Origin of the sequence: Bacillus sp. FSL K6-3458 (assembly GCF_038005045.1) — a bacterium.
Classification (GTDB): domain Bacteria; phylum Bacillota; class Bacilli; order Bacillales; family Bacillaceae; genus Bacillus; species Bacillus altitudinis.
The window spans coordinates 521074-533301 of record NZ_JBBOSI010000001.1; the positions used below are offsets into that span (position 1 = coordinate 521074).

The following is a 12228-nucleotide window of genomic DNA, read 5'->3' on the forward strand; positions in this document are numbered from 1 at the left end:
ATCAATCTGTATCCATATGCATACCTGTGTGTGCTTTTACTTGAATTTCTGTAAAGGTGTCTTCATCTGCTTTTTCAGAGGAGAAAATGGTGCCTAAGTAAGCCGCAAGGAATCCGAGCGGGATCGAGATAATCCCAGGGTTCGATAGTGGGATAAGCGGCTCTCCTGTGAAAATGGCTGCCCCTGATGGGTCCCAGACGCTTGGGCTGAGTGACACGATCAGGAGTGCGCTCAGAAGACCTGTTAAGCTTCCTGCGATAGCCCCTGTTGAGTTAAATCGTTTCCAAAAGACAGTGAAGATAATCAACGGTAAATTCGCACTTGCTGCTACTGCGAAGGCAAGTGACACAAGAAAAGCGACGTTTAAAGATTGCGCAAATAATGCAAGAATGATGGAAAGGATGGCCACGCCGATAGAAGCAAAGCGTGCCGCCTTCACCTGTTCCCGTTCACTCGCTTTTCCTTTGCGGATAATCTGGCTATAAAAGTCATGAGCAAAGGCAGACGCGGCGGATAAAACGAGACCGGTGACCACTGCCAGTATAGTCGCAAAGGCAATAGCGGAAACAAAGGCAAATAATAAATCTCCCCCTAGGGCCTGTGCAAGCAGTGGTGCTGCCATGTTTCCTGCTGCATCGGCTGCCGTAATTGCATCTGTTCCGACAAAAGCAGCGGCACCGAAGCCGAGGAAAACCGTCATTAAATAAAAAATCCCGATGATCCACGTAGCGGATAGAACAGATTTACGCGCAGAAATGGCATCCTTTACCGTATAAAAACGGATCAAAATATGCGGCAAACCTGCTGTTCCAAGCACAAGTGCAAGGTTCAGAGACAGGGTCTCTAAAGGCACATCATATTTATTTCCCGGGTGAAGAAAAGCTTCACCAAGCGGGGTCGCTGTTTTCATCTGTTCAAACATCTTCAGCAGACTAAAATCAAACTTGGCAAACACAAGCAGCGAAATAATCAGCGTGCCCAGCATGAGAAGCACAGCTTTCGTGATCTGTACCCAGCTTGTTGCGATCATGCCGCCAAACACGACATAAATGGTCATCAAGACACCTACGATCAGCACCGCAATCCAGTAATCAATGCCAAGAAGCAGCTTGATTAATGCACCTGCCCCAACAAGCTGCGCAATCATATAAAAAGTGGAAACCGTGATGGTGTTAAAAGCAGCCACGCCTCGAATAGCAGGGCGTTTGAATCGTGCAGCAATCATATCAGCCATCGTATATTTTCCTAGATTTCGAAGCGGTTCAGCCACGACATAAAGGACGACAAGATACGCTACAAGAAAACCAATACTATAGAAAAAGCCGTCAAATCCATTTAAGGCGATCATGCCGGCGATCCCTAAAAATGAAGCAGCAGACATATAGTCCCCGGCAATGGCAAGGCCGTTCTGAAACCCAGTCAGACCGCCGCCTGCTGTGTAAAAATCACTCGCATTGCTTGTTTTTTTCGCAGCAAAATACGTGATGACCAATGTGAGCCCTACGATCGCTATGAATAAAATAAAAGCGGTCATACTCATTCGTCATCACCTCTTGATTCAACTTTTAAAGCGCTTACATATTTGTCGAACTGAGCTGCTTTTTTTGCATAAAGTCCACATAAAACCCATGTCATCACAAATTGCGTGAGGGCAAATAACCAAGCCCACGTGATCGCTCCAATTGCTGGCGTGTTCAAAAAGGTGAAGTAGGATGTAGCAACCGGAAGTGAAAAGTAAAAGAGAAAAAAGAAAATCGTCATCGGTACGATAAATCTGCGTTTTTCCTCAAGAAGTTTTCGAAAATCCTTTGAAGCGGCAACCTTCTTATAATGAACGTTTTTGTCTGCCATTGTTTCCTCCTTTGTACGAATTAGGGACAAGGTACTCCAATGCATATGAGCCGATCTGGTTGTTTATGACAGTATATCATAAAAAAGGCACCCGAAAAGGGTGCTTTCTATCGATAATTTGCAAGAAATGTTTGTCTTGCTTTTTCATATGCTTCTGCATCAAAATGATCTCCGCATTTGTGAATACACCAGGGCTCCACTTGCCTTGCAATCCCAACCTCATATCCCTGCTGTGCAAACTCAAAAGATTGTGACACATCATAAAAATGAAAGCCGTCTAAAAGATCCTCACGCCACTTGATATCATATTGTGTTGCCATAAAAAGACCGTCAATAGCAGAAGCTTTGATATAACCTTGGGTTTCTGTCTGTGGATGACTAGTTTCAAACGTCAGCAGCTGATAGGTGTCGTGCCGATATTCAATGACTTTCCCTCTGCAATCATGGCTCTCCCACCAGATTCCATTGTCTGGCACACTTTCTGCACCTATTACCCCAAGCATGCCAAGTGACGGATTTTGCAAGAAAAGTGGAATCAGCTCGAGAAGCATATGCTGTTTGACGATGAGTGTATCTTGATGAAGATAAATTTTAAACTGTGCAGGATGAGTGAGAGCTTCATTGTATGCAGAGGTCATACTTGATGCATGTCTAATGGGCAAAACCTCTACATGATACCCGTGCGGAGCAGGAAGTGAAGCAAGCTGCCGGAAGCAAGCTTGAAACATCGACTCATCATTTATACATAAAACAAATAAGATGGTGGGGCTACTCATTGAGTTGAACCGCCTCAACCACGTATTGATAGGCTGTCGCTGCCTCGTTAAAATCAAAACGGATGCCATGTTTTACGAGTAATTCATGTAGATCATTCATGACGCCCGTATAGGAAGGGTGTTGTACACGAATGGTTTCAAGCTCACGAACATGAAACCCGGCTGACTGAAAGAGGGCATGAATTTCGTGAAGGGTAAAGAAGCGTAAATGTGTTTGATCCATTAACCCTGCATCTGTATAAGTAAATCTCCCGGCCAGTAATTCTAAAACCGTTGAAATATGACCAATATTCGGAATGGAAGACAAGATGGCCCCTTCCCTTTTTAGAAAGGGTTTGACCTTTTTTAAAACGGCCCAAGGGTCCAATAAATGTTCAAGAACATCTCCGAAAATGATGCAGTCAAATTGTTCATGCTGATAAGGCAGCGCCATCTGTTCAATATTGCCGCATAAAACATGATCCAGCGCTTTCTCAGCCTGCTTTGCCGCATCTTCAAAAGATTCAATTCCATATACAGTACGGTCTTGTTGTTTTAGGACTTTGCCAAGCTGGCCTGTGCCGCATCCGATATCCAAGATAGACGTCCATTCCTTGCGAATACGATGGACAATCACAGGGTTCACACCGTGATAATATTGATCCTTCTTTTGATGATAATAAGATAGGGAATCTGAACTCACGCGCCACCCACCTTTCTTCTTTCTTGTGTCTTATGCTTAATATATGGGTGGGGAGCTTGGTTTTATAACGAAAATGGGCAATTTTCATGAATGACAGCTAAAAAGGGGTCATATAAAGAACAGGGAACGGACTGTCCTCCTAAAAATAGAAAGACAGAACCCCATTGAGTGGAAGGGATTGGTATGATGAGGTGTTCAATTATTGTAGCGTATCGTCATGAAAGGATGTTTAAAAGGTCAATTGACAGGTTAGAACTTTAGCCAAAGCAATCTGAAAGACAAAGGATAACGGCGTTGATTACGGTTTGTTTATCATCTTCTGATCACCGTTGGATGTTAAAAAAGCTTGTATTTCCTCGATGCCTAGTCCAATTTTTTTCGCTTCTTGAATCAAATAAACCCACTCTTCGTCAACTCTTCTTTTCACTTGCGTATCCATAATATCCTCCAGTTCAATAAGACATATTCATCTGCAACCAATGACTTGAACAAACCGTCTAGTAACTGTACGTGTATGTGAATGGAATACAAAAATAGATTTTTGTCGAAAAATGATGACATTTAACCTATTTTGTAAAAACTATCACCTACCACGTCCCTAAAAAAATGACTAAAAAACCCATAAATATTGAATTCTTACTTCTCATAATAAACAATTGTAAAGTCAGTTAAAAGATTATAAATTAAAATAATGATAAAGACCTAAATCATTTGACTCATATAAACCAATAAGGTTGACATATGCCATCAGCGTGAACAAATTTCATCTTTGCAGGACGCACATATTGTTCGTTTGGGAAGTTCTTCTTAAGATGGTATTCTAAAAGAAACAGAATTCACCAAGAAGGAATGAAGAAAGACATGTATAGCCTTTTTCAAAAGTATCAAGAAGTTGTCATGTATCTGATCATGGGTGTGTGTACAACCATTGTCAACATAGTCAGCTTCTATTTATTCGTTGAGATGTTTTCTATGGATTACAAAACAGCAACGGTTGTTTCATGGGTATTTGCTGTGCTCTTTGCTTATATCACCAATAAGAAGTATGTCTTCAAGCAAAAGGCTCGTGACACAAAAAGCCTGATGCGTGAGCTTTCTTCATTTTTTAGTGTCCGTCTCATGTCTCTAGGTGTAGATCTGGGGCTGATGATTTTATTTGTGAGCCAAATGGCGCTCAACGAAACCGTCGCAAAAATTCTTGTTAACTTTGTGATTGTCGTGGTCAATTATGTCGCCAGTAAATGGTTCGTCTTCAAGAAAACAAAAGAAGATGCGATTTAACACATGAAAAAGATAGGTGATGTGAAATGAGCAGCAGGCCAGACGAATTATATGATGCCATATATCAACAAACAGAAAAGCAGCATGAACAAGTGTTGAGGCTAGTCAAGGAAATGACCGCACATCCAGAAGCATTTTCTGAACAAGAAAAGGAAAAGATCAACCGGATGGACATTGCGCTTCAAACAGCAACGGACATTTTAGAAAATTTAATGACCCCTGATACGCAAATGACCATTGTTTTAAGACAAGGGAGAATTCGTGTTGACCTAACGAAAGCGTAAAAGAAGCAGCCAATTGAAAAGCGGCTGCTTTTTATTATGCATCGCTTGTTTCCCGGAGTTGCTTTGGAGACATGCCGATTTTCTTTCGAAAGACTTTATTCAAGTAATTCGCATTTCGGTAGCCGCACTGTGTGGCGATTTCTTCAATCGAGTATTTCGTTGTTTTCAGTAACGTTTCCGCCTTTTCTAAACGAATGTTGGTTAAATAATGAATCGGTGTGAAGCCAGTTGCCTTTTTGAATTCCCTCGTAAAATGACTTTTGGATAAACGTGCCGCAGCTGCCATATCGTCAGGCCCAATCTCCTCGTGAAAATGGTGGCTTGCAAATAAGGCCGCTTGGACGATGGGCTCAGGCCATTTCTCCATTTGTCCCTCAAGCTTTGGCAAATATGAATACAGTTCCATGACAAATTGATAAGCAAGGCTAGACCCCTCAAATGGATTGGTAATCCGTCTTTCACTGGCTTCATCATAAATCTTCTTTAGCAGGCGGATCGGTTTGGAATTCGGATGAAAACGCATGACCTGCTTTCCTTGATCGATAAATTGATCAAAGCAAAGGTCACAGGTTTCCCCATAAAGTGTTAAATAGAGAAATTCCCAATGTTCACTGTCTTCTGGAAAATAGTATTGATAAGCACTGGGGCTTTTCACTAGAAAGGCCTGTCCAGGCAATACTTTGAATCGTTTCTGTCCGATTTCAATCATGCCGTGTCCAGACAGTGTGAGCTGAAAGATGCACTTGCCCTGATCCTTCCGCTCTACGCCATTCCAGCTGTATAACGAAGATGATTGAACTTCCCAGCCAACAGACCAGATTTGGGCCGGCAATGTCACATCAGAATGGTGAAAACGAAATGCAAATGCTTCTTTCTTCAAATTGGAAACCCTCCTTCACAGCAAAAAACAACCTTTTTCTATTTTGAATCATGTTACACCTCATATCACATCGTACCATTCACAGCAAAAAAAGGGTATTTTTTAACGATTTTTTTACCATTGAACTTCAGCTGACAGGGCAACTAAAATAAGATTATCAGAAGAGAAAAGGGGAATGGATATGATCGACACATTACGAGCAACATTTCACCAGCAATTTGGAGATCAGGAAGAACTCCGCTATTTTTTCGCCCCAGGCAGAGTCAATCTGATTGGTGAACACACAGATTATAATGGGGGCCATGTCTTTCCATGTGCACTTACCCTTGGTACATATGCTGCGGGAGCAAGACGATCAGATGGACGCGTCAGAATGTATTCCTTGAATTTTGAAGAAGAAGGTGTGAAAGAGTTCGATCTTTTTGAAATCGCTTTCTCAGAATCGGACGGCTGGGCGAACTATCCGAAGGGAGTATTCCAACAGTTTATCGAAGCAGGCATGGATGTGAAAGAAGGCTTTGATATTGTGTATGCCGGCAATATCCCAAATGGCGCAGGCCTGTCATCCTCTGCCTCTATTGAGCTCGTCACGGCTGTCTTGATCAATGAATGGTCGTCATTCGGTGTAACGCAAATCGACCTAGCCCTTCTTGCGCAGCGTGCTGAAAATGAGTTTATTGGCGTGAACTGCGGCATTATGGATCAATTTTCAATTAGTCTTGGAAAAGAAGGTCACGCTATTTTGCTCAATTGTGACACGCTTTCCTTTGAATACAGTCCATTTCGGCAAGAGGGTCTGGCACTTGTCATTGCCAATACAAATAAAAAACGAACACTTGCAGATTCCAAATACAATGAACGCCGTTCAGAATGTCAATCTGCTTTAAACGATCTTAAAAAAGAAATCGACATCGCACATTTATGTGAGCTCACGGAGGATGAATTCGCTAAGCATGACCATTTGATACAAGATGAAACGTGTAGAAGACGTGCAAGACATGCCATCACGGAAAACGAGAGGACCATGAAAGCAGTAAATTTTCTGAAAGATGATAAAATGGAAGAACTAGGTGCACTCATGAAGGCATCTCACCTTTCTTTAAAGAATGATTATGAAGTCACTGGGCTTGAGCTAGATGCACTGGCTGAAGCCGCATGGCAACATCCAGGGGCGATTGGTTCTCGTATGACAGGTGCTGGCTTTGGGGGCTGTACCGTCAGCATTGTGAAAGAAGAGCTGCTAGACTCATTTATAGAAGAAACAGGTGCGATTTATCAAGAAAAAACAGGCATTCAAGCCTCTTTTTACACAGCTGGAATTGGAGGCGGCGCTAGAGAATTAACGAAGGAGGAATTTTGATGGCAATTTTAGTATGTGGGGGAGCAGGTTTTATTGGCAGTCATGCGGTAGCGGCTCTTTTGGCTAAAGGAGAACAAGTGGTGATTGTGGATAATTTGCAGACAGGTCATAAAGAGGCAGTCGTAAAGGGTGCCGTATTAGAAGAGGGAGATTTAAGGGATCACGCTTTTTTAAGACGTGTTTTTCAAACACATGACATTGAAGCGGTCATGCACTTTGCGGCAGATTCACTTGTTGGAGAAAGTGTAACAGACCCGCTGAAGTACTATGGCAACAACGTCGGAGGGGCAACGGCTTTACTTCAGGTGATGAATGAATTTGATGTGAAACGCATTGTATTCTCTTCAACTGCTGCGACATATGGTGAACCAAAGCGTGTACCGATCGTTGAAACGGATGAGACGAACCCAACAAATCCTTATGGGGAAACAAAACTCGCGATTGAAAAAATGCTGAAGTGGTCTGAGCAGGCATATGGTATCGAATACGCTGTGCTTCGCTATTTTAATGTAGCCGGTGCTCATACAGAAGGGATTGTCGGTGAAGATCATCAGCCAGAAACGCATTTAATCCCAATTATTCTGCAAGTGGCATTAGGAAAACGTGATCAAATCATGATTTACGGTGATGATTATGAAACAGAGGATGGCACATGCATTAGAGACTACATTCATGTCATGGATTTAGTAGAGGCGCACATTCTAGCGGTTGAGCGTCTTCGTGAAGGAAAAGGAAGCGCGACGTACAACTTAGGGAACGGCACAGGCTTCTCTGTGAAGCAGGTCGTAGAAGTCGCAAGAGAAGTGACGGGCCATGCCATTCCAGCACAGGTGGCAGAAAGACGTGCGGGTGATCCAGCTAAGCTGATTGCTTCATCAGAAAAAGCGCTGAAAGAACTAGGATGGAAGCCGCAATATGCAGATCTCCACACCATCATTCAAAGTGCATGGGATTGGTTTCAGAAACATCCAGATGGCTATCAAAGTGAGTAACGTGTAGCAGGCAGGGGAGGAGACAAAGGGAATGGCGATTGATATTTTTGAAAAGCTAGAACAGCTGATTCAATACGGGATCAATAAAGAGCTAATATCACCACTAGATATGGATTATACAAGGAACCGGCTGCTAGAGGTGCTTGGTCTCGATGATGCTGAGGCAAGAACAGTCTCAGGAGACAGCGACCTTGAAGACATCTTAATGCCGATGCTCGATTGGGCAGTTGAAACAGGTCTTATTCCTGACGGGACAGATACGTATCGTGATTTATTAGATGCCAAAATCATGGGCTGCTTGGTGGCGCCTCCGAGTGTCATCTATGCAAAGTTTGAAGAGAAACGCAAGCATTGCGGACCAAAGGCAGCGACAAGCTGGTTTTATGAAATGCAGCAGCATGCCCACTATATTCATACAGGCAGAATTGCCAAAAATGTGCAGTGGTTTACACCGACCGAAGATGGTGAGCTTGAGATCACGATTAATCTATCGAAACCGGAAAAGGACCCAAAAGCGATCGCTGAAGCCAAAAAGCTGAGTCAAAAGCAATATCCTCTTTGTCTCCTTTGTAAAGAAAATGTTGGGTTTGGGGGACGCATCAATCACCCAGCAAGACAGAATCACCGGATTATTCCGGTGACACTTACAAATGAGTCGTGGTTTATGCAATTCTCGCCGTATGTGTATTACAACGAACATTGTATTGTGTTCAAGGGCGAGCATGAACCAATGCAGATATCTAAAAAGACCTTCGAGCGTCTGCTTTCCTTCATATCTATATATCCGCACTATTTCATAGGATCAAATGCTGATCTTCCCATTGTTGGAGGCAGCATATTAAGTCATGACCACTTTCAAGGTGGTGCTCATGAATTTCCGATGGCGAAAGCAAAGATGGAAGAAGTGTTTTCTCTCGAAAAGTTTCCGAGGGTGAAGGCGGGTATTGTGAAATGGCCGATGTCAGTGATCAGGCTTCAAAGTAGCGACCAGCAGACGCTTGCGGAGGCAGCGGATTTTATATTACATGAGTGGAAAATGTATTCAGATCCAGAAGCGGGTCTGTTCTCTCATACAGGAGAGACCCCGCACAATACCATTACACCAATTGCACGTCGTCATGGGGATGAGTACGAATTAGATCTCGTGCTACGAAATAACCGTACAGACAAGCAGCACCCCGACGGAATCTTCCACCCGCACAAAGAAGTTCATCATATTAAAAAAGAGAATATCGGTTTAATTGAGGTCATGGGTCTCGCCGTCCTTCCTGGAAGATTAGCAGAGGAATTAAGCCAGCTAAAAGCGGCGCTGCTATCCAAACACCCTCTTGAAGAAATCAAAGCCTGCCCGTCTATCATGAAGCACGAGTCATGGGCAGAGCGTCTGATCGAAGAGAATACCTTTACGAAGGACAACGTAGAAGCCATTTTACAAAAAGAAATCGGCCTCATTTTTTCCCGTATACTCGCGCAGGCGGGTGTGTTTAAAAGAACAGAGCAAGGGAAAACAGCATTTAAACGTTTCATTCAAACACTCCATACAGGCAGGTGATGAGTTGATGATTGAACAGGTAAGAACTTTAATGGAAGAAAAGCAACTCGATGGTGTTCTGATTCAAAAGCGTAATAACTTTTCTTGGCTTACAGGAGGAAGAAGAAACCACATTGTGTTAAACACGCCAGAGGGCGTTTGTCAGCTACTTGTGTTGAAAGACGATATTGTCCTAGTTGTGAATCAAATGGAAGAAAAACGAATCATTGAAGAAGAAATGGCGTATTTTGACCATCCCTTTCAAGTCGTCACAATGGATTGGTTTGAGGATGAGACTCCTTACATTCAAACACTCATAAAAGACAAACGAATTGGTGCGGACATTCAAATGGAAGGAGTGGAATGGATCGAACCCGATTTGTCTCGTGTTCGATCGATCCTTTCAGCGCCACAGCTCAGCCAATATGAAACCCTTTGTCATGAAACAGCTGTTATTGTAGAAAGTGTCTGTCGAGAAATCGTTCCAGGACAGACGGAGCATGAAATTGCTTCGCTTGTTGCTCAAAGAGCGATCGGGCAGGGGATGACGATAGAAGTGCTGCTTGTGGCAACAGATGACCGGATTCATCAATATCGCCACCCGATCCCAACAGAAAAAGCATTTCAAAAGCATGCACTGGTTGTCCTTTGTGCTGAACGGCATGGACTCGTGGCAAATGTCACAAGATCCGTTTACTTTGGACAGCTACCAAAGGAGCTTGAAGAAAACAAGGAAAGGCTTGCGCGAATTGACACGGTCATGAATGCGGCTACTCGTCCAGGGAACACCATTGGAGATGTATTGAAGGCCGGCATTGCTCAATATGAAAAAGAAGGATTTCCTGATAGCTGGAAAAAGCTTCACCAAGGTGGCAAGACTGGATTTGTGTCTAGAGAGATCATTGCAGTTCCTACATCGGTGGAAGAGATCCAGCTTCATCAAGTATTCACTTGGAATCCTTCCTTACCAGGATTGAAATCAGAAGATACGATGGTCGTCGAGAAAGAAGGAAATCGTTTTTTAACCTATACAGGCAAGTGGACGTATATAGACATAGAACATGAAGGAAGCATCTATAGACGACCAGACATTTTGGTGAGAGACGAATAATGAGAAGCCGGCGATGAGCCGGTTTTTTGCTGGAAGTCTTTAGTGAGTTTCCACTCATTTATCACCATTACCAATCATTACAGCGCATAGGTGGAGGATCGATACTTTCTTTTCTTGTCGACATGCGTTAAAATGAGTAAGGTTTTTGTTAAATATGGGGATACCTATTTCAGAATTGTTTACCTAGATAAAATTTCATAAAGTTAAATTGAAATTTGACCAAACTTTTTTATTGTGGTAAACCTAAATTTGACAAAGTTCTTGATTGTTTGTCCTTTGCCTTCAACTCTCAACTTTTCAAATTCCTAGAAATTTATTGTGTGTGCAATAATATAAATTTATGGCGAATTTATGACATTTCAATAGAAATCTGTTGAAAAATAAATGAACTTTTGAAAAAAGGGGAGCTAACTCCAACAGATTTTGATAGCATTACAAAGGGAAGAAAAGTTTTCGAAGGCAGATGGCTTTTCACAATTATTCAGCAATTTATACATTATTTAAGGAAGGATGGTGATCTTCTTGTTCAGAGCCATTAAACCTATGCTTTTATTAGCGATGCTCGTGAGTGTTTTTGTATTAGGAGGTTGCAGCAATATCGCTGTTTTAGATCCTAAAGGACCAGTCGCAGCACAACAAAAAGACTTAATCCTATTATCTATTGGATTCATGCTCTTTATCGTTGGTGCGGTATTTGTACTGTTTACCATCATTTTGGTTAAATACCGTGAGCGTAAGGACGTTGGAAACGCCTCTTATAACCCAGAACTACACGGGAATACGCTTCTAGAAGTTGTCTGGACAGTGATCCCAATATTAATCGTTGCTGCCCTTTCAGTTCCAACTGTAAAAACCATTTACTCTTTGGAAGAGGCGCCTCAAGCAACAAGTCATAAAGATCCACTTGTCGTTTATGCTACAGCAGTTGATTGGAAATGGATCTTCAGCTATCCAGAGGAAAATATTGAAACAGTGAACTACTTAAACATTCCAAAAGATCAGCCGGTTTTATTCAAAATCACTTCCGCTGATACAATGGCATCACTATGGATTCCTCAGCTAGGCGGGGAGAAGTATGCGATGGCTGGAATGGAAATGGAACAATATCTTCAAGCTGATGAAGTAGGCACATATGAAGGAAGAAACGCCAACTTCACAGGCGAAGGCTTTGCTCAGCAAAAATTCAAAGTCAATGCGATGACGCAGTCTGACTATGATAAATGGGTAAATAAAACGAAAAAAGAAGCACCGAAGTTAACGAAGAAAACGTATGACTACTTGATGCTTCCTGATGCTGCAGATGTGCAGACATTCTCATCAACACATTTATCTTTTGCGAAGCACGGAGAGGATTCTGAATATGCACTCCAAGCACGCAAACGTTTAGGTTACCAATCAGTTTCTCCGCATTCCAAGACAGATCCTTTCGAGAATGTGAAGAACTATAAACGAAAACTAGAAAACGAATAAACTGACTAAG

13 protein-coding genes are annotated in these 12228 nt (G+C 42.5%); 7 read left to right on the forward strand and 6 right to left on the reverse strand.

The window, feature by feature from the left end:
* Nucleotide 1 precedes the first annotated feature (1 nt).
* From MHH23_RS02720 to MHH23_RS02740, 5 genes are all read right to left on the reverse strand, one after another.
* Complete coding sequence (locus MHH23_RS02720; protein WP_007497838.1) at nucleotides 2–1540, reverse strand: solute symporter family protein; 1539 nt, start codon at nucleotides 1538–1540, stop codon at nucleotides 2–4.
* A complete protein-coding gene (locus MHH23_RS02725; protein ID WP_024719499.1) occupies nucleotides 1537–1851 on the reverse strand; it encodes a DUF485 domain-containing protein in 315 nt (104 codons plus the stop codon). Before MHH23_RS02725 ends, MHH23_RS02720 begins: the two co-directional genes overlap by 4 nt.
* A gap of 107 nt (nucleotides 1852–1958) precedes the next feature.
* Nucleotides 1959–2627, reverse strand: coding sequence for a glycosyltransferase family protein (locus MHH23_RS02730; RefSeq protein WP_340958842.1), 669 nt, complete (start codon nucleotides 2625–2627; stop codon nucleotides 1959–1961).
* Complete coding sequence (locus MHH23_RS02735) at nucleotides 2620–3309, reverse strand: class I SAM-dependent methyltransferase (RefSeq protein WP_340958844.1); 690 nt, start codon at nucleotides 3307–3309, stop codon at nucleotides 2620–2622. The genes MHH23_RS02730 and MHH23_RS02735 overlap by 8 nt, the downstream gene beginning before the upstream one ends.
* 298 nt (nucleotides 3310–3607) lie before the next feature.
* Nucleotides 3608–3748 carry an anti-repressor SinI family protein gene (locus MHH23_RS02740; protein ID WP_008345506.1) on the reverse strand — a complete coding sequence of 47 codons (141 nt, stop codon included), beginning with the start codon at nucleotides 3746–3748 and terminating at the stop codon, nucleotides 3608–3610.
* 458 nt (nucleotides 3749–4206) lie between these two features.
* Between MHH23_RS02740 and MHH23_RS02745 the strand changes: the two genes are divergently transcribed.
* Together MHH23_RS02745 and MHH23_RS02750 are read left to right on the forward strand one after the other, a co-directional pair.
* The gene (locus tag MHH23_RS02745) at nucleotides 4207–4590 is read left to right on the forward strand and encodes a GtrA family protein (RefSeq protein WP_024719496.1); all 384 of its coding nucleotides are present in this window, start codon (nucleotides 4207–4209) and stop codon (nucleotides 4588–4590) included.
* Nucleotides 4591–4616: 26 nt separating this feature from the next.
* Nucleotides 4617–4874: a hypothetical protein gene (locus MHH23_RS02750; protein ID WP_008345502.1), complete on the forward strand. Its 258-nt coding sequence runs from the start codon at nucleotides 4617–4619 to the stop codon at nucleotides 4872–4874.
* A 34-nt stretch (nucleotides 4875–4908) separates the two neighbouring features.
* Here MHH23_RS02750 and MHH23_RS02755 read toward each other — a convergent pair whose 3' ends face one another.
* On the reverse strand, nucleotides 4909–5754 hold the full coding sequence (locus MHH23_RS02755) for an AraC family transcriptional regulator (protein WP_178929755.1): 846 nt from the start codon (nucleotides 5752–5754) through the stop codon (nucleotides 4909–4911).
* Between the two features lie 181 nt (nucleotides 5755–5935).
* On the opposite strand from MHH23_RS02755, the gene MHH23_RS02760 reads away from it, so the two are divergent.
* The 5 genes from MHH23_RS02760 to qoxA all read left to right on the forward strand — a co-directional run bounded on the left by MHH23_RS02760 (nucleotide 5936) and on the right by qoxA (nucleotide 12218).
* Nucleotides 5936–7114, forward strand: coding sequence for a galactokinase (locus tag MHH23_RS02760; RefSeq protein WP_445285661.1), 1179 nt, complete (start codon nucleotides 5936–5938; stop codon nucleotides 7112–7114).
* Nucleotides 7114–8106: a UDP-glucose 4-epimerase GalE gene (gene galE / locus MHH23_RS02765; RefSeq protein WP_340958846.1), complete on the forward strand. Its 993-nt coding sequence runs from the start codon at nucleotides 7114–7116 to the stop codon at nucleotides 8104–8106. Before MHH23_RS02760 ends, galE begins: the two co-directional genes overlap by 1 nt.
* 31 nt (nucleotides 8107–8137) lie before the next feature.
* Nucleotides 8138–9658: a UDP-glucose--hexose-1-phosphate uridylyltransferase gene (gene galT / locus MHH23_RS02770; protein ID WP_340958847.1), complete on the forward strand. Its 1521-nt coding sequence runs from the start codon at nucleotides 8138–8140 to the stop codon at nucleotides 9656–9658.
* A 7-nt stretch (nucleotides 9659–9665) separates the two neighbouring features.
* Nucleotides 9666–10748, forward strand: coding sequence for a M24 family metallopeptidase (locus tag MHH23_RS02775; protein WP_340958848.1), 1083 nt, complete (start codon nucleotides 9666–9668; stop codon nucleotides 10746–10748).
* A gap of 513 nt (nucleotides 10749–11261) precedes the next feature.
* Nucleotides 11262–12218 carry a cytochrome aa3 quinol oxidase subunit II gene (qoxA, locus tag MHH23_RS02780; RefSeq protein WP_089374137.1) on the forward strand — a complete coding sequence of 319 codons (957 nt, stop codon included), beginning with the start codon at nucleotides 11262–11264 and terminating at the stop codon, nucleotides 12216–12218.
* Nucleotides 12219–12228: the final 10 nt, after the last annotated feature.